Consider the following 17,382-nt stretch of genomic DNA (forward strand, 5'->3'; position numbering starts at 1 on the left):
CTGCGCTGTCGCATGATCTGGTACGGACGGGAGTCTAGGGCCTGCCTCTCACGGGGTGGGGTTATCCCCCGTTCACAGCACCCGGCCACCCCATGGCATCGGCGGCCCGCGCTTGGCAGGCTGTGCCGCATGACCGTGATCGTTCAAGCCTCCGACCAAGACCGGCCGCCCCGGGTACGTCCGGCCCTGAGTGCCGGTACCTGGAAGGAAATCGCGTACCTGCTGGCCAATCTGCCGGCGGCTCTGATCGGCTTCGTCTACACCCTCACCATGGTAGTGACGGCGGGCGGTTTGTCCGTTACCGCGATCGGCATTCCGTTGCTCGCCTGCGGTCTCTTCGTGTCCCGCCGGCTGGGACGGCTGGAGCGGGCGCGGGCACGGGCGCTGCTGGGCGTCCGGGTGGACGAGCCGACTCCGCTGCCGGGGCCGACGCGGGCCGGCGGGTTCTTCCCGTGGCTGTGGGCGACGGTCAAGGACCCGGTGGCCTGGCGGAACGTGCTGTTCGAGCTGGTGCGGCTGCCGTGGGGGGTGCTGACCTTCACGGTGACGCTGACCGGGCTGTTCGTGCTGTGGCCGGTACTGCCGTACGTGGCGCGCGGGCTGACCAACGTGGACCGGGCGATGGTACGGGGCCTGCTGTCCCCGTCGGACGAGCTGGAGCGGCGGATCGCGGAGCTGGAGTCCGACCGGGGGGTCGTCGTCGACACCGCGGCCGCCGACCTGCGGCGCATCGAGCGGGACCTGCACGACGGGGCGCAGGCGCGGCTGGTGGCGCTGGCGATGGGGCTGGGCCTGGCCAAGGAGAAGCTGCTGGAGGACCCCGAGGGGGCGGCGGCGATGGTGGACGAGGCGCACGGCGAGGTGAAGCTTGCCCTCCAGGAGCTGCGGGACCTGGCGCGGGGGATCCACCCGGCCGTGTTGACGGACCGGGGGCTGGACGCGGCGCTGTCGTCGGTGGCGTCGCGGTGCGTGGTGCCGGTGAAGGTGGCGGTGGATCTGCCGGCGCGGCCGGCGGCCGCGATCGAGGGGATCGCGTACTTCGTGGTGTCGGAGCTGCTGCAGAACGTCAGCAAGCACGCGCAGGCCCGGGGTGCGGGGGTCGAGGTGTGGCGGTCGGGGGCGCGGCTGCTGATCCGGGTGTCGGACGACGGGCGGGGCGGAGCCAGTGCCCTGGCCGGGTCGGGGATGGCGGGGCTCGCGGAGCGGCTGGGGGCGGTGGACGGGGTGTTCCTGGTGGATTCCCCGGAGGGGGCGGGGACGGTGGTCACGGCGGAGCTGCCGTGGCGTGACCGGGGGATGTAGTCGGCGGGGCTGGAATCAGGCGGCCGGGGCGATCGGGGTGGGGTTATCCCCCGGGTGGGGACGCCTACGGGCCGGATGGTTGGTGGGGCCGGCGGCGGCGAGGGTTGGGGGGTGGACAGGATCGTGGAAGGACGGGGCGGGGTCATGGCGAACGGGACGGGTATCGGCCGGGTGCTGCGGGCGCCGGTGTCGGGTTGGGCCTGGCGGGAGTTCGGGTACCTGATGCTCGGGCTGCCGCTGAGCACGGTGTACTTCTCGCTCGCCATCACGGGGATCAGCCTCGGCGCCGGGCTGCTGGTCACCTTCCTCGGGATCCCGGTGCTGGCCGGCGTACTCGCGATGTGCCGCGGCTTCGGTCACCTGGAGCGGGCCCGGGTGCGCGGGCTGCTGCGCGTGGAGGTGGCGGATCCGGAGCCGGTCCGGGCCGTCAAGCCGGGGCCGCTCGCCGCGATGGGGGCGGTACTGAAGAGCGGGAGCGCCTGGCGGCACGCGCTGTACTCGGTGATCCACTTCCCGTGGGCGGTGTTCACCTTCTCGCTGGCGCTGGTGTTCTGGGTGTACGGGTGGGCCATGCTCCTGTACCCGCTCTGGTACTGGGTCTTCCCCACCTACACCGACCAGCCGGGGCTGGAGCTCTTCGAGAACGACGACCGCTCCTTCTACCTCGACGGCCCCGCCGAGATCGCCGCGGCCTGCCTGATCGGACTGGCGTTCACGCTGATCACGCCGTGGGTGGTGCGGGCGCTGACCACCGTCGACCGGGTGCTCGTCGCGGGGCTGCTCGGGCCCTCCCGGCTCGCCCACCGCGTCAGCGAGCTGGAGTCCGACCGGGGCGTCGTCGTCGACACCGCGGCGGCCGACCTGCGGCGCATCGAGCGGGACCTGCACGACGGGGCGCAGGCCCGGCTGGTGGCGCTGGCCATGGACCTGGGGCTGGCGAAGGAGAAGCTGACCGAGGACCCGCGGGCGGCCGCCCGGATGGTCGACGAGGCGCACGGCGAGGTGAAGATCGCCCTCCAGGAGCTGCGCGACCTGGCCCGCGGCATCCACCCGGCGGTGCTCACGGACCGGGGGCTGGACGCGGCGCTGTCGTCGGTGGCTTCCCGGTGCGCCGTGCCGGTACGGGTGGCGGTGGAGCTGCCGGGCCGCCCGGCGGCGGCGATCGAGGGGATCGCGTACTTCACCGTCTCGGAGCTGCTGCAGAACATCAGCAAGCACGCGGGGGCCCGGAGCGCGAGCGTGGACGTCTGGAAGTCCGGGGACCGGCTGCTGATACAGGTCACCGACGACGGCCGCGGCGGGGCCGATGCCCGGCAGGGCGGCGGGCTGGCCGGGCTCACCGAGCGGCTGGACGCCGTGGACGGGGTGCTGGTGGTCGACTCCCCCGACGCGGGCGGCACGACCGTCACCGCCGAGCTCCCCTGGCGGGCGTAGGCCGAACGGCGCCGGGCCCCCGCACGGGCCCACGCGCCGAGCACCGCACGAGCCCCCGCGCCGGGCCCGCGCGAGCCCCCGCGCCGGGCCCGCGAGCCCCTCGAAACGCCCCGCCCCCTGCCGCCCCGTAGCGGAAATCGCCGTCCGTGCGCGACGTGTTGGCCCGGAACCGCCCTTGATCGAGCCTCAAGGCTGGGATGCTTGGCTGTGCCAGGCATTACCGGACGCGTTGTGGATGCGGGAGCTGCTGAATCGTGGAAGACAGGGTGCGTGTGGTCATCGCCGAGGACTCAGTGCTGCTGCGCGAGGGCCTGACCCGGTTGCTGACCGACCGGGGGCATGACGTCGTCGCGGGCGTCGGTGACGCGGAGGCCCTGATCAAGACGGTTTCGGAGCTCGCCGCGGAGGACGCGCTGCCCGACGTGGTGGTGGCGGACGTACGGATGCCGCCGACCCACACCGACGAGGGCGTCCGGGCGGCGGTGCGGCTGCGGCGCGATCACCCGGGCATAGGCGTGCTCGTGCTGTCGCAGTACGTGGAGGAGCAGTACGCCACCGAACTGCTGGCCGGTTCCAGCACCGGGGTGGGGTACCTGCTGAAGGACCGGGTGGCCGAGGTCCGGGAGTTCCTGGACGCGGTGGTCCGGGTGGCCAGGGGCGGTACGGCCCTGGACCCGGAGGTCGTCGCCCAGCTGCTGGGCCGCAGCCGCAAGCAGGACGTGCTGGCGGGCCTGACGCCCCGCGAGCGCGAGGTGCTGGGCCTGATGGCCGAGGGCCGCACGAATTCGGCGGTCGCGAAGCAGCTCGTGGTGAGCGACGGGGCGGTGGAGAAGCACGTCAGCAATATCTTCATGAAGCTCGGCCTGTCCCCGAGTGACGGGGATCACCGGCGCGTCCTGGCGGTTCTCACCTATCTCCGGTCTTGATCAACTGACACTCTGTCAGGTATGCAGCACGGCGTCTGTCGGACAGGCCGCCCTCCGGGGCGGTCCAGAATTCGGGCGCCCCGAGGATGCAAACCCTCACGGACGTAGGGTTGACCTCGGGAGCGAGCGCCCGCCTCGAAGGAGGTCCAGTTCAGTGACCAGCCAGGTCAGTAGCCCAGCCGAGCAGGCCGACGGGGCCGAAGGGGCCGAAGGGACTGTGGTCGGCGAGCAACGGACGGCCGGCCATCCGGGTGGGAACGGGAACGGCAAGGAGGTCCGCCGTCTCGATCGGGTGATCATCCGGTTCGCGGGTGACTCGGGTGACGGCATGCAGTTGACCGGTGACCGGTTCACCTCGGAAACGGCGTCGTTCGGGAACGACCTCTCGACCCTGCCGAACTTCCCCGCCGAGATCCGGGCACCCGCCGGCACCCTGCCGGGCGTCTCCTCCTTCCAGCTGCACTTCGCCGATCACGACATCCTGACGCCGGGCGACGCCCCGAACGTCCTGGTGGCGATGAACCCGGCGGCGCTGAAGGCGAACATCGGGGACGTGCCGCGCGGCGCGGAGATCATCATCAACACCGACGAGTTCACCAAGCGCCCGATGGCGAAGGTCGGCTACGCGACCTCGCCGCTGGAAGACGGCACGCTGGACGCCTACAGCATCCACCCGGTCCCGCTGACGACGCTCACCGTCGAGGCCCTGAAGGACTTCGGGCTGCCGCGCAAGGAGGCCGAGCGCAGCAAGAACATGTTCGCGCTGGGCCTGCTGTCCTGGATGTACCACCGGCCCACCGAGGGGACGGAGGCCTTCCTGCGACAGAAGTTCGCGAAGAAGCCGCAGATCGCCGAGGCGAACGTCGCCGCGTTCCGGGCGGGCTGGAACTTCGGCGAGACGACCGAGGACTTCGCCGTCTCCTACGAGGTCGCCCCCGCCACCCGCGACTTCCCCACCGGGACCTACCGCAACATCTCGGGGAACCTGGCGCTGTCGTACGGGCTGATCGCGGCGGGCCGGCAGGCCGAGCTGCCGCTCTACCTGGGCTCGTACCCGATCACCCCGGCCTCCGACATCCTGCACGAGCTGAGCAAGCACAAGAACTTCGGCGTACGGACCTTCCAGGCCGAGGACGAGATCGCCGGCATCGGGGCGGCGCTGGGCGCGGCCTTCGGCGGGTCCCTCGCGGTGACCACCACCTCCGGGCCGGGCGTGGCGCTGAAGTCGGAGACGATCGGCCTCGCGGTCTCCCTGGAGCTGCCGCTGCTGATCGTCGACATCCAGCGCGGCGGGCCCTCCACGGGGCTGCCGACCAAGACGGAGCAGGCGGACCTGCTCCAGGCCATGTACGGGCGCAACGGCGAGGCCCCGGTCCCGATCGTGGCGCCGCGGACCCCGGCGGACTGCTTCGATGCGGCCCTGGACGCCGCCCGGATCGCGCTGACGTACCGGACTCCGGTGTTCCTGCTCTCCGACGGGTACCTCGCGAACGGCTCCGAGCCGTGGCGGATCCCGGACGTGGCGGACCTCCCGGACCTGAAGACCCCGTTCGCGGCGGGCCCGAACCACGAGCTGGCCGACGGCACCGAGGTCTTCTGGCCGTACAAGCGCGATCCGCGGACGCTGGCCCGGCCGTGGGCGGTCCCGGGCACCCCGGGTCTGGAGCACCGGATCGGCGGCATCGAGAAGCAGGACGGCTCGGGCAACATCTCGTACGACCCGGCCAACCACGACCTGATGGTCCGCACCCGGCAAGCCAAGATCGACAACATCACCGTGCCGGAGCTGACGGTCGACGACCCGTGCGGGGCCCGCACGCTCGTCATCGGCTGGGGCTCCACGTACGGACCGATCACCGCCGCCGTGCGCCGGCTGCGGCTCGCCGGGGTCCCGATCGCGCAGGCCCATCTGCGCCACCTCAACCCCTTCCCGGGGAATCTGGGTGAGGTCCTGAAGCGTTACGACAAGGTAGTGGTGCCGGAGATGAACCTCGGGCAGCTCGCCACCCTGATCCGGGCGAAGTACCTGGTCGACGCGCAGTCGTACAACCAGGTGAACGGAATGCCGTTCAAGGCCGAGCAGCTCGCCACGGTTCTCAAGGAGGCCACCGATGACTGAGGCACCCACCCTGCTGTCCCTGGTGCCCAAGGCCGAGGCCAAGCAGTCCATGAAGGACTTCAAGTCCGACCAGGAAGTGCGCTGGTGCCCCGGCTGCGGCGACTACGCCGTCCTCGCCGCCGTACAGGGCTTCATGCCCGAGCTCGGCCTGGCGAAGGAGAACATCGTCTTCGTCTCCGGAATCGGCTGCTCCTCCCGCTTCCCCTACTACATGAACACCTACGGGATGCACTCCATCCACGGCCGCGCCCCGGCGATCGCGACCGGGCTCGCCACCTCGCGGCGCGATCTGTCGGTGTGGGTGGTGACCGGGGACGGCGACGCGCTGTCCATCGGCGGCAACCACCTGATCCACGCGCTGCGCCGGAACGTCAACCTCAAGATCCTGCTGTTCAACAACCGGATCTACGGGCTCACCAAGGGCCAGTACTCGCCCACCTCCGAGCTGGGCAAGGTCACCAAGTCCACCCCGATGGGTTCGCTGGACGCGCCGTTCAACCCGGTGTCCCTGGCGCTGGGCGCCGAAGCCGGCTTCGTGGCGCGCACGGTGGACTCCGACCGCAAGCACCTCACCGAGGTGCTGCGGGCGGCCGCCGACCACCAGGGCACCGCGCTGGTGGAGATCTACCAGAACTGCAACATCTTCAACGACGGCGCCTTCGAGGTCCTCAAGGACAAGGACCAGGCGCAGGAGGCGGTGATCCGGCTGGAGCACGGGCAGCCGATCCGCTTCGGCGCCGAGGGCAGCAAGGGCGTGGTGCGCAACCAGCGCACCGGCGACCTGGAGGTGGTGACGGTGACGCCGGAGAACGAGTCGCGGATCCTGGTCCACGACGCGAACGGCGCCTCCCCGACCACCGCCTTCGCGCTCTCCCGGCTCGCCGACCCCGACACCCTGCACCAGACCCCGATCGGGGTGTTCCGCAGCGTCGGGCGGCCGGTGTACGACACCCTCATGGCCGAGCAGCTGGAGACGGCCGTCGACCAGCACGGCAAGGGGGACCTCGCCTCGCTGCTCACCGGGAACGACACCTGGACCGTCGTCGGCTGAGCCGGCGCGATCTCCCGGCCGGCCCGGACCCTCGTCTAGGGGGTCCGGGCCGCGTCGTAGGCGAGCCGCGCCGCCTGTACGTCGGCGGTGCGCCGCTCGGTCCAGCGCGCCAGGGCCCACACCTGATCGGCGGCCTCGCGCCCCAGCCCGGTGAGCGAGTAGTCCACCCTCGGCGGGATGACCGGCTTGGCGTCGCGGAGCACGAACCCGTCGCGCTCCAGCGTCTGGAGGGTCTGGGCCAGCATCTTCTCGCTGACGCCGCCCACCTCCCGGCGCAGTTCGCTGAAGCGGTACGAGCGCTCGACGAGGGCGGCCAGGACCAGCACGCCCCAGCGGCTGGTGACGTGTTCCAGCACCCCCCGGGAGGGGCACATCGGGGCCTTCACGGTGACTTCGCTGCTTACTCCCATACCAGTACCTTACTTTGAAGTGGGTACTACCGAAAAGTTAGCGCTCTCCCTACGGTAGTGACATCACCCCGCAAGGAAAGCAGGAGAGCACCATGAGCATCGTCGTCACCGGAGCCACCGGAGCCCTCGGCCGACTCGTCGTCGAAGAGCTGCTGGGCCGGGTCCCCGCCGACCGCCTCGCCGTCGTCGTCCGGAACAAGGAGAAGGCCGCCGACCTCGCCGAGCGCGGCATCGACGTACGGATCGCCGACTACGACGACGCGGAGAGCCTGGCCGGCGCCTTCCGCGCGGGCGACCGCGTCCTGCTGATCTCCGGCAGCGAGGTCGGGCGCCGCGTGCCGCAGCACACCGCCGTGATCGAGGCCGCGAAGTCGGCGGGCGTGGCGCAGCTGGCGTACACCGGCATCCTGGGCGGCCCCGAGGCGGACTTCGAGCTGGCCGCCGAGCACAAGGTCACCGAGCAGGCGATCCTCGACTCCGGGCTGCCGTACACCTTCCTGCGCAACGGCTGGTACCACGAGAACTACACCGGCAACCTGGGCACCGTCCTGGAGCACGGCGCGGTCGTGGGCAGCGCGGGCGCGGGCCGGGTCGCCTCGGCGGCGCGGGCGGACTACGCGGCCGCCGCGGCCGTGGTGCTGACCGGGGAGGGCCACCTCGGCCGGGTCTACGAGCTGTCCGGCGACACCGCCTGGAGCCTGGCGGAGTACGCCGCCGAGGTCGCCGCGCAGGCGGGCCGCGCGGTCGAGTACACCGAGGTCCCGGCCGAGGCGCACCTGTCGATCCTGACGGGAGCCGGCCTCCCGGAGGGCTTCGCGGCGCTCCTGGTCGACGTGGACGCGGCGATCTCGCGCGGCCGCCTCGCCGCCACGGGCGGCGACCTGTCCCGGCTGATCGGCCGGCCGACGACCCCGGTGTCCGAGGCGATCGCGGGCGCCCTGGCCTGACCGCCTCCGGAGCCCCCGGTGCGCAAGCCACCGGCGATGTCATGAGTATCTCGCGGTAACGGGCATGACATCCGGACCGCGCGACGCTACCGTCGTCGAGAGGTTGGCTGGATTTCGCACTGGAGGCCCCGTGAAGGCACAGACCGAGCAGCGCACGGGTTTGCTCTACGGATTCGGCGCGTACGGAATGTGGGGCCTCGTGCCCCTGTTCTGGCCGCTCCTCAAGCCCTCCGGCGCCATCGAGATCCTCGCGCACCGCATGGTGTGGTCGCTGGCCGTGGTCGGCGTGGCACTGCTGGCCATGCGCCGCTGGGGCTGGATACGGGAGCTGCTCCGGCAGCCCCGCAAGCTCGCCCTGACCACGCTGGCCGCCTCGGTGATCTCCGTGAACTGGGGCCTGTACATCTGGGCCGTCAACAACGGCGCGGTGGTCGAGGCCAGCCTCGGCTACTTCATCAATCCCCTGGTCACCATCGCGATCGGGGTGCTGGTGCTCGGCGAGCGGCTGCGCCGCGCGCAGTGGGCGGCGGTCGGCATCGGTGTCGCCGCCGTCCTGGTGCTCGCCATCGGGTACGGGCGGCCGCCGTGGATCTCGCTGGTGCTGGCCTTCTCCTTCGCCGCCTACGGGCTGATCAAGAAGAAGCTCAACATGGGCGGGGTGGAGTCGCTGGCCGCCGAGACCGCGCTGCTGTTCCTGCCGGCCCTCGGCTACCTGCTGCGGCTGGGCGCCCAGGGGCGGTCCACCTTCGCCCTCGACGACCCCGGGCACTCCTGGCTGCTGGCCGCGACCGGGCTGGTCACGGCGATCCCGCTGATCTGCTTCGGGGCGGCCGCGATCCGGGTCCCGCTGTCCACGCTGGGGCTGCTCCAGTACCTGGCGCCGGTGTTCCAGTTCGGGCTGGGCGTCGTCTACTTCCACGAGGCGATGCCGCCGGAGCGCTGGGCCGGCTTCTCCCTGGTCTGGGTCGCGCTCGCGCTGCTGACCTGGGACGCGCTGCGGACGGCGCGCCGCTCCCGGGCCCGGCTGGCCGAGGCCGGGGCGAGCGCCGCGACCGCCGCCACCACCACCGCCGCGACCGCCCCCGCGACCACCGCGAGCGAAGCGGCCGTGGCCGTGGCCGCCGAAGTTGCCGGAGGGGCCGAGGTGGCCGGAGCGGTCCACGGTGCTCCTGAGCCGCCCCCCACGGTCGCCACCCCGGCGCGCGGGCCCGCGTAACACCCCACCCACGAACCCCTCGATCCCCGCTGCGGAACTTCCGCGGCGGGGATCGTCCGTTTTCCGAACTCCCCTGTCCAATTTCTGGTCTTGACGGATAGTCACCCGCTCGCTGACCATCGGGCTCGCACTGACGCACGAACGCTCACCCGCGCCATCCCCGCACGTTCCGTTCACATCCCCAAACGGAATCCCGGAGCCCCCACATGAGCATGTCCGTCTCCCGGCGCCTCGCCGCCGTGACCGCGATCGCGGTCGCGGGGCTGTTCGCCTCCACCGCTCCCGCCGCGCTCGCCGCGCCCCCGGCCCACGCCGCGGCGCCGACGCCGCCCGACATCCCGCTGGCCAACGTCAAGGCGCACCTGACGCAGCTGCAGTCCATCGCCACCGCCAACGGCGGCAACCGCGCCCACGGCCGGGCCGGCTACAAGGCCTCGATCGACTACGTGAAGGCCAAGCTGGACGCGGCGGGCTTCACGACCACGCTGCAGACCTTCACCTCCAGCGGAGCCACCGGCTACAACCTGATCGCCGACTGGCCGGGCGGCGACCCGAACTCGGTCCTGATGTCCGGCTCCCACCTGGACTCGGTGACCGCGGGCCCCGGCATCAACGACAACGGCTCCGGTTCGGCCGCCATCCTGGAAACCGCGCTGGCGGTCTCGCGGGCCGGGCTCCAGCCGACGAAGCACCTGCGCTTCGGCTGGTGGGGCGCCGAGGAACTGGGCATGGTCGGCTCGAAGTACTACGTCAACAACCTGCCGGCCGCCGAGAAGACGAAGATCTCCGGCTACCTGAACTTCGACATGATCGGCTCGCCGAACCCGGGCTACTTCGTCTACGACGACGACCCGACCATCGAGCAGACCTTCAAGAACTACTACGCCGGGCTCGGCGTCCCGACGGAGATAGAGACCGAGGGCGACGGCCGCTCCGACCACGCGCCGTTCAAGAGCGCGGGCATACCCGTCGGCGGCCTGTTCTCCGGCGCCGACTACACCAAGACGGCGGCCCAGGCGCAGAAGTGGGGCGGCACCTCCGGTCAGGCCTTCGACCGCTGCTACCACTCCTCCTGCGACACCTCGGCGAACATCAACGACACCGCCCTCGACCGCAACGCCGACGCCATCGCCTACGCGGTCTGGACCCTCGGCGCGGCCACCCCGGTGCCGCCCGGCCAGTCCTTCGAGAACACCGCGGACGTCAGCATCCCGGACTCCCCGGGGGCCGCGGTGAACTCGCCGATCACGGTCTCGGGCGTCACGGGCAACGCCCCGGCCACCACCAAGGTGGACGTGAACATCGTCCACACCTACCGCGGTGACCTGGTGGTCGACCTGGTCGCCCCCGACGGCACGGTCTACAACCTCCACAACCGCAGCGGCGGCAGCGCGGACAACCTCGTCCAGACGTACACCGTCAACGCCTCCAGCGAGGTCGCCAACGGGGTCTGGAAGCTCCAGGTCAAGGACGCGGCCGCGCAGGACGTCGGCTACATCAACAGCTGGAAGATCACCTTCTAGTCCTCCGGCCCCGCCCGTAAGGAGGAGGGCTGCGGCGCCTGGATCCGGGCCCGCAGCTCCCGGGCGACCGCGGCGACGTCCGCGAGCCCCAGCTTCGCCGCCTCGACCAGGTCGCCCAGCTCCTCGGGCGAGGGCAGCTGCCCGGCCCCCGCCACCCGCAGGTACGAGCGGGTGGCGGCGGCCGCGTAGAACTCGTTCATCGGCGATTCCAGCGCCGGGCACACCGCGAGGGTGTGCAGAAACGCGGCGGCCCGCCACGCGGTGTCCGGGGCGGGCTGTTCGGGGACCAGGACGAGGTCGTTCTGGTGGCGGGCGACGGCCGCGGCCACGCCGGAGGGATCCCACACGGCGGGATCCGAGGGCAGATGATGGGCCAGCGCGGTCCAGGCCCACTCCATGGTGATTTTCAATTGCCGAACCGCTCCTGGAAGTAGCCCCAGTGGTCGGCGAACTCCTCGATGCCGGAGAGGAAGTTGCTCCGGTCCTCGTCCAGTTCGCGTTCGGTGACCTCGGTGATCAACGCGGTGACCGTCGTCCCCAGTGCCGCCGCGCGCGCCTTGAGGCGTTCGTGGAACTCTTCGTTCAGGCGGATGGTGACGTGTCTCGACATGCTTTTCACCGTACAGCGGGGCCGCTGTACCGGGGACCGGAACGGCCGAAGGGTGGGCGGGGACACAGTCCCCGCCCACCCTTCGCACCATGTGGCAGCCTGCGGTGGTTACTTGTCGGCGTTCGCCGTCTTCACCAGCGCGTCCTTGGTGACCGCTCCGACGTAGACCTTGCCGTCGTCGGTGATCAGGGCGTTGACCACGCGGGTCGAGAGAATCCGGCCCTCGCCAAAGCCGCCCTTGACCTTGTCGCCGAGCGAGTCGAGGAGCTGCTTGGCCTCCTTGGGCGCGTTCTTGTCGCTCTCCAGCGCCTTGAGCCCCTGGCCGGCGCCGGTGTCGATGCGCGCGACCGTCGACCAGCCCTCGCCGAGCACCTTCGGCTCGCCGTGCTCACCGCCGCCGGTCAGGCCCTCCAGGCCCGGGAAGGACTCCAGGGCCTTGAAGCCCTTGTCGTGACCGCCGGGGCCCTCGCCCTTGCCGGGAGCGCCCTCGGTCACCTTCGCGCCCTTGGGCGGGGTGAAGGTGAAGGTGTCGGCGGCCGGCTTGGCGAAGTCCACCTTGGTGAAGCCCGCGTCCACGATGGGCTTGCCGCCCTGGCTGGACAGCACCTGCACGCGCAGCGGCACGCCGTTCTTGGCGTCCACGGCGATCTGGACGGAGCCGATCGTCGAGCCGCTCTGCTTGGGCTTCAGCACCAGCTGGTAGGCGTCCCGGCCGGCGACCTGGGCGGTTTCGCCGACGGTGACGTCCGTGGTCGGGCCGGCGGCCTTCAGGACGTCCTGGGCGATCTGCTGGGGCGAGGCGGGAAGGCGCTCGCCCTTGCGCTGGCCGCCCTCGGCCGCGTCGGCGTCCTTCTCGTGGAAGGCCTCGTTCGACTGGGAGTCGTATCCCCACACGTCGGCGCCGTTGTGGACGAGGGTGTACTCGTCCTTGCCGTCGAGGAAGGTCAGCTTCTGGCGGTCCTCGCCGTCGGCCGCGACGCGGAAGGTGTGCGTCCCGTTCGCCAGCTGGGCGACCTTGTCCTGCGGGTCGGCCGAGCCGCCCGCGACACCGCCGCCGCCGAGGAGGCCGCTCGCCACGGTCGGCAGGCCCAGGTCCGTGGTGATCTTCGCGGTGCCGGACAGCTGCTCCACGTCCGAAGCCGCGATCTTCTCGACGAGCTGCTGTGCGGTGACCTTCGGCAGGTCCGGGCCGCCGCCGTTGGCGAACGCCGGAATCGCGATGGTCGCCGCGGCGACGCCGAGCACCGCCACCGGTACGGCGTACCGAGCGGCCTTGCGGGTCTTCGAGTTCGTTGCCATCTGTATGCCCTGCCTCCGTAGATGCGTCACGTCCACCCCGCGGCGCCAATCTCACCCGATCTGGTGGGGATGTGCCTCTATCTGACCAAAGGAGAGGGGGGTAAGGCGTCACTCCCCGGAATCAACTCCGCGTACGCCCCAGGGATGACAAAACCCGGGCCCGGCCTCCCCCACCCGTAGGGGATGCCGGGCCCGGGCCCCTGCTGTCGTCTTTGCGCGGCGCCCCGCGGGCGCCGCTATCCGGCGCGGTGCACCACCGCGTCGCACAGCTCCTCCAGCGCCGACTTCGCGAAGCACTCCGGCAGCGGCGCGAGCGTGGCCCGCGCGTCCTGCGCGTACCGGATCGTGTCGCGGCGGGCCTGCTCCAGCGCGGGGTGCACCCGCAGCCGGGCCAGCACGTCGGCGAGCACGGCGTCGTCCGTCAGGTCGCCGTCCAGGAGCCGTACGAGTTCCAGGTCGTCCGGGTTCCCGTCGCGGGCGGCCGTCTCGCGCAGCCGCAGCACGGGCAGCGTCGGGATGCCCTCGCGCAGGTCGGTGCCCGGGGTCTTGCCGGACTCGTGCGAGTCGGAGGCGATGTCGAGGACGTCGTCCGCGAGCTGGAAGGCGGTGCCGAGGCGCTCGCCGTACTGGGTCAGGATGTCCACGACGGACTCGTCGGCGCCGGACATCAGCGCGCCGAAGCGGCCGGAGACCGCGATCAGCGAGCCGGTCTTGCCGGCGATGACGTCCAGGTAGTGCTCGACGGGGTCGCGCCCGTCGCGCGGACCGGCCGTCTCCAGGATCTGGCCGGTCACGAGCCGCTCGAAGGCCTCGGCCTGGATCCGGACGGCCTCGGGCCCGAGGTCCGCCAGGATGTGCGAGGCGCGGGCGAACAGGAAGTCACCCGTCAGGACGGCCACCGAGTTGCCCCAGCGGGCGTTGGCGCTGGCCACGCCGCGGCGCACGTCCGCCTCGTCCATGACGTCGTCGTGGTAGAGCGTCGCCAGGTGGGTGAGCTCCACGACCACGGCGGACGGCACGATGCCCGGCGCGTAGGGATCACCGAAGCGCGAGGCGAGCATGACCAGCAGCGGGCGGAACCGCTTTCCTCCGGCGCGCACCAGGTGCTGCGCTGCCTCGGTGATGAAGGGGACTTCGCTCTTGGTGGCTTCCAGCAGACCCGCCTCGACGGCGGCCAGTCCGGCCTGGACATCGGTTTCAAGAGCCTGGTCCCGCACGCTCAGTCCGAACGGCCCGACGACGGTCACGAGGGGTACTCCTGTCTGCTGACGATCACGCTGACGATCACATGGATTGTCGATGTGTCGCTGCCATCACTCAAGCCAGCGTATCCCGTCCGTTTTCGATCACGGAGAGCGCCTTCCCGGCCACGGCGGCCTCGTCACGCGCGCAGCGCCCGAACCACCCCGGTATGTTCGGCGGTAGCCGAATCGACCGGAGAATGCGTTTTGCCCAGAACTGTGACCGACATGGACGAGCTGCCCGCGGATCCGGCGGCCGGCCGGCCGCCCCGCCGCGACGGCCACGCCCTCCCGGGCCGCGCGAGGGCTTCCGCATGATCGTCCGCACCGCTTTCCCGTACGCGACGACGCACGAGGATGTCCGGATTCCGCTGCCCGACGGAGTCGAGCTGTACGCGCGGATCTGGCGCCCGGTGACGGACGAACCCGTTCCGGCGCTGCTGGAGTACCTCCCGTACCGGCTGACGGACTGGACCGCGCCGCGCGACGGGCAGCGCCACCCCTGGTACGCGGGCCACGGCTACGCCTCCGTACGGGTGGACGTGCGCGGCCACGGGTGCAGCGGGGGCACGCCGGGCGACGAGTGCGACGCGCGGGAACTCGCCGACGGCACGGCGGTGGTGGAGTGGCTGGCGGCGCGGCCGTGGTGCACGGGGTCGGTGGGGATGTTCGGCATCGCGTGGGGCGGCTGCAACGCCCTCCAGATCGCGGCGCTCGCGCCGGAGCCGCTGAAGGCCGTGGTCACCGTCTGCTCGACGGACGACCGGTACGACAACGCCGGGCACTACATGGGCGGCTCGGTGCTGGCCGTGGACATGCACGCGCGGGCGGCCGCCATGCTGGCCTTCGCCGCGCGGCCGCCGGACCCGCTGTTCGCCGGCGACGGCTGGCGGGAGCAGTGGCTGGCGCGGCTGGAGTCGGTGGAGCCCCTCGTCCACACCTGGCTGTCGCACCAGACGCGGGACGACTACTGGCGCCGCGGCAGCGTCAGCGAGGACTACGGGGCGATCGGCGCGGCCGTGCTGGCGGTGGGCGGCTGGCACGACCCGTACCGGGACACGGTGCTGCGGCTGGTGTCCCACCTGCCCCCCGACCGGGTGCGCGGGCTGATCGGGCCCTGGTCGCACCAGTACCCGGACCGCGGGCTCGCGCCGGGCCCGGCGATCGGCTTCCTCCAGGAGACGCTGCGCTGGTGGGACCACTGGCTGAAGGGCGTGGACAACGGGGTCATGGCCGAGCCGCTGCTGCGGTCCTGGATCTGCGAGTCGCACCGCCCGGCGCCGGTGTACGAGCGGATGGAGGGCCGCTGGGTCGGCGACCGGGCCTGGCCCCCGCCCTCGGTCGTACCCCTCTCGTACGAGCTCCAGGGGGCGCCGGTGCCGGTGGCCTCGCCGCAGCACACGGGGCTGGACGCGGGGCGGTTCCTCCCCTCCGGCAACGAGGCGGACCTGCCGCCGGACCAGCGGGAGGAGGACGCGAAGTCGGCGTGCTTCGAGTTCCCGGTCGCGGCCGGCGGGGAGGCGGTGGAGATCCTGGGGCGCCCTTCGGTCACCCTGCGGCTGCGGATGGACGTCCCGTACGGCCAGGTGGTGGCGCGGCTCTGCGACGTGGCGCCGGACGGGGCCTCCACGCTGGTCACCCGGGGCGCCCTGAACCTCTCCGCGCGGCTGGGGCGGGACAGGGCCGCCCGGTGGCCGGTGGGCGCGTACGAGGACGTGACGTTCGAGCTGAACGCCATCGGCCACTCCTTCCCGCCCGGCCACCGGATCCGGCTGGCGCTGTCCTCCGCCTACTGGCCGTGGATCTGGCCGCGGGCCGGATCCGGGGCCGGCTGGACGCTGGAACCGGCGGGCAGCGCGCTGACGCTCCCGGTCCGCACGGCCACCGCCGGAGCGAAGATCGCCTTCGGGCCCCCGGAGCAGTCGGCCCCGCCGGGCGTGGTGCTCCCGGCGACCCTGGACGAGCCGCGCCCGGAGCGGCTCGTCGTACGGGACGTCGCGCGCGGGACCTGGCGGCTGGAGGTGGACCCCCGGTACGGGGGCACGCGGGTGTACCCGGACGGGCTGGAGTGCGGCGAGGACGTGGCGGAGGTCTACGAGATCCAGGAGGCCGACCCGCTGTCGGCCCGGACCGGCTCGCGGTGGCGGATCCGGCTGCACCGCCCCGACCTGTCCTGGGACACCCGGGTGGAGACCCGGTCGGAGATCACCTGCGACGAGGGCGGCTTCCTGACCTCGAACGAACTCGTCTGCCGGGAGGGCGAGGAGGTGGTCTTCCACCGCACCTGGGAACGCCGCATCCCCCGCGCCGCCGGCTGAGTCGCGCCGCCGGCTGAGCCGCGGCGGCGCGCGCCGCCGCTACGCGAAGAGGCGCTCCAGGACCACCGCGATGCCGTCCTCCTCGTTGGAGAGGGTCAGCTCGTCGGCGACGGCGACCAGCTCGCGGTGGGCGTTGGCCATCGCCACCCCGTGCGCGGCCCACGCGAACATCGGGACGTCGTTCGGCATGTCCCCGAAGGCGATCGTGGACTCGGGCGGGACGCCCAGGACGGCCGCCGCCCGGGCGAGTCCGCTCGCCTTGTCGATGCCCGGCGGCTGGAGCTCGACCGTGTGCTCCCCGGCCATGGTGACGTTCACCAGGTGGCCCACCACGCCCCGCGCGACCCGCGTCAGTTCGTCGTCGTCCAGCTCCGGGTGCTGGAGCAGCACCTTGTTGATGGGCTCGGCCCACAGATCGGCCCGCCGGGGCACCGGGACCGTCGGCAGGTGCGGGTGCCACATCCGGTAGCCGGGCCCTATCAGCATCTCCGCGTCCACCCCCTCCTGGTTGACGGCCGCGTAGACCTCGCCGATCTCCGCCTCGATCTTCCCGAGGGCGACCTCCGCCAGCTCCCGGTCCATCGACACGGAGTGCAGCAGCGTCCCGGCCGCCGCGTCGTACACCTGCGCGCCCTGGCCGCACACCGCGAGCCCCGTGTATCCGAGACCGTCCAGGACGTGGCGTACCTGGGGGACCGGGCGTCCGGTCACGATGATGTGCTGTGCGCCGGCGGCGCGCGCCCTCGCGAGCGCCGCGTACGAGCGGGCCGAGACGGTGTCTCCGGCGCGCAGCAGAGTCCCGTCCAGGTCAGTGGCGATCAAGGCATAGGGAAGGGCCGGAAGCGGGGCGGAAGTCACGGCGCCAAGGATACGGACCCTCTGGGACAAGTCCTACAAATGGCACCCGAATCCGGCCTCCCCGAGGCCCCACACGTCACTTGGCGTGCCATCAGACCCAGGGGACCCACAAGACCCAGGAGACCCTC

At 72.0% G+C, this 17,382-nt stretch carries 15 protein-coding genes; 9 read left to right on the plus strand and 6 right to left on the minus strand.

Annotation, left to right across the window (positions count from 1 at the left end):
• Positions 1-129 precede the first annotated feature (129 nt).
• The 5 genes from IE248_RS04955 to IE248_RS04975 all read left to right on the plus strand — a co-directional run bounded on the left by IE248_RS04955 (position 130) and on the right by IE248_RS04975 (position 6,832).
• A complete protein-coding gene (locus IE248_RS04955) occupies positions 130-1,302 on the plus strand; it encodes a sensor histidine kinase (protein WP_037798006.1) in 1,173 nt (390 codons plus the stop codon).
• 144 nt (positions 1,303-1,446) lie between these two features.
• Complete coding sequence (locus tag IE248_RS04960; protein ID WP_229895122.1) at positions 1,447-2,736, plus strand: sensor histidine kinase; 1,290 nt, start codon at positions 1,447-1,449, stop codon at positions 2,734-2,736.
• Between the two features lie 266 nt (positions 2,737-3,002).
• The gene (locus tag IE248_RS04965) at positions 3,003-3,662 is read left to right on the plus strand and encodes a response regulator transcription factor (RefSeq protein WP_008738392.1); all 660 of its coding nucleotides are present in this window, start codon (positions 3,003-3,005) and stop codon (positions 3,660-3,662) included.
• Between the two features lie 154 nt (positions 3,663-3,816).
• Positions 3,817-5,781 (plus strand): 2-oxoacid:acceptor oxidoreductase subunit alpha, encoded by a 1,965-nt coding sequence (locus IE248_RS04970; RefSeq protein ID WP_190030010.1) that lies wholly within the window; start codon positions 3,817-3,819, stop codon positions 5,779-5,781.
• The gene (locus IE248_RS04975) at positions 5,774-6,832 is read left to right on the plus strand and encodes a 2-oxoacid:ferredoxin oxidoreductase subunit beta (RefSeq protein ID WP_190030011.1); all 1,059 of its coding nucleotides are present in this window, start codon (positions 5,774-5,776) and stop codon (positions 6,830-6,832) included. The genes IE248_RS04970 and IE248_RS04975 overlap by 8 nt, the downstream gene beginning before the upstream one ends.
• Positions 6,833-6,867: 35 nt before the next feature.
• On the opposite strand, the gene IE248_RS04980 is transcribed toward IE248_RS04975, so the two are convergent.
• Positions 6,868-7,242, minus strand: coding sequence for a winged helix-turn-helix transcriptional regulator (locus IE248_RS04980; RefSeq protein WP_008738396.1), 375 nt, complete (start codon positions 7,240-7,242; stop codon positions 6,868-6,870).
• A gap of 92 nt (positions 7,243-7,334) precedes the next feature.
• Between IE248_RS04980 and IE248_RS04985 the strand changes: the two genes are divergently transcribed.
• The 3 genes from IE248_RS04985 to IE248_RS04995 all read left to right on the plus strand — a co-directional run bounded on the left by IE248_RS04985 (position 7,335) and on the right by IE248_RS04995 (position 10,928).
• Entirely contained in the window at positions 7,335-8,189 is an 855-nt protein-coding gene (locus IE248_RS04985) for an SDR family oxidoreductase (RefSeq protein ID WP_008738397.1), read from the plus strand.
• A 130-nt stretch (positions 8,190-8,319) separates the two neighbouring features.
• Positions 8,320-9,405: an EamA family transporter RarD gene (gene rarD, locus IE248_RS04990; RefSeq protein ID WP_190030012.1), complete on the plus strand. Its 1,086-nt coding sequence runs from the start codon at positions 8,320-8,322 to the stop codon at positions 9,403-9,405.
• A gap of 206 nt (positions 9,406-9,611) precedes the next feature.
• Positions 9,612-10,928 (plus strand): M28 family metallopeptidase, encoded by a 1,317-nt coding sequence (locus IE248_RS04995; RefSeq protein WP_008738399.1) that lies wholly within the window; start codon positions 9,612-9,614, stop codon positions 10,926-10,928.
• Here the strand turns inward: IE248_RS04995 and IE248_RS05000 are convergent.
• The 4 genes from IE248_RS05000 to IE248_RS05015 form a co-directional block, all read right to left on the minus strand.
• Complete coding sequence (locus IE248_RS05000) at positions 10,925-11,338, minus strand: hypothetical protein (RefSeq protein WP_008738400.1); 414 nt, start codon at positions 11,336-11,338, stop codon at positions 10,925-10,927. The two genes, IE248_RS04995 and IE248_RS05000, sit on opposite strands and share 4 nt — an antisense overlap.
• Positions 11,335-11,538 carry a YlcI/YnfO family protein gene (locus IE248_RS05005; protein WP_229895123.1) on the minus strand — a complete coding sequence of 68 codons (204 nt, stop codon included), beginning with the start codon at positions 11,536-11,538 and terminating at the stop codon, positions 11,335-11,337. The genes IE248_RS05000 and IE248_RS05005 overlap by 4 nt, the downstream gene beginning before the upstream one ends.
• Before the next feature lie 108 nt (positions 11,539-11,646).
• Positions 11,647-12,837, minus strand: a complete 1,191-nt coding sequence (locus tag IE248_RS05010; protein ID WP_190030013.1) for a LolA family protein — start codon at positions 12,835-12,837, stop codon at positions 11,647-11,649.
• A 236-nt stretch (positions 12,838-13,073) separates the two neighbouring features.
• Positions 13,074-14,084: a polyprenyl synthetase family protein gene (locus tag IE248_RS05015; RefSeq protein WP_073773822.1), complete on the minus strand. Its 1,011-nt coding sequence runs from the start codon at positions 14,082-14,084 to the stop codon at positions 13,074-13,076.
• Positions 14,085-14,392: 308 nt separating this feature from the next.
• On the opposite strand from IE248_RS05015, the gene IE248_RS05020 reads away from it, so the two are divergent.
• Complete coding sequence (locus tag IE248_RS05020) at positions 14,393-16,396, plus strand: CocE/NonD family hydrolase (protein WP_190030014.1); 2,004 nt, start codon at positions 14,393-14,395, stop codon at positions 16,394-16,396.
• A gap of 39 nt (positions 16,397-16,435) precedes the next feature.
• On the opposite strand, the gene IE248_RS05025 is transcribed toward IE248_RS05020, so the two are convergent.
• The gene (locus IE248_RS05025) at positions 16,436-17,254 is read right to left on the minus strand and encodes an HAD family hydrolase (protein WP_008738405.1); all 819 of its coding nucleotides are present in this window, start codon (positions 17,252-17,254) and stop codon (positions 16,436-16,438) included.
• Between the last annotated feature and the right edge of the window lie 128 nt (positions 17,255-17,382).

It is taken from the genome of Streptomyces goshikiensis (assembly GCF_014650555.1).
Classification (GTDB): domain Bacteria; phylum Actinomycetota; class Actinomycetes; order Streptomycetales; family Streptomycetaceae; genus Streptomyces; species Streptomyces goshikiensis.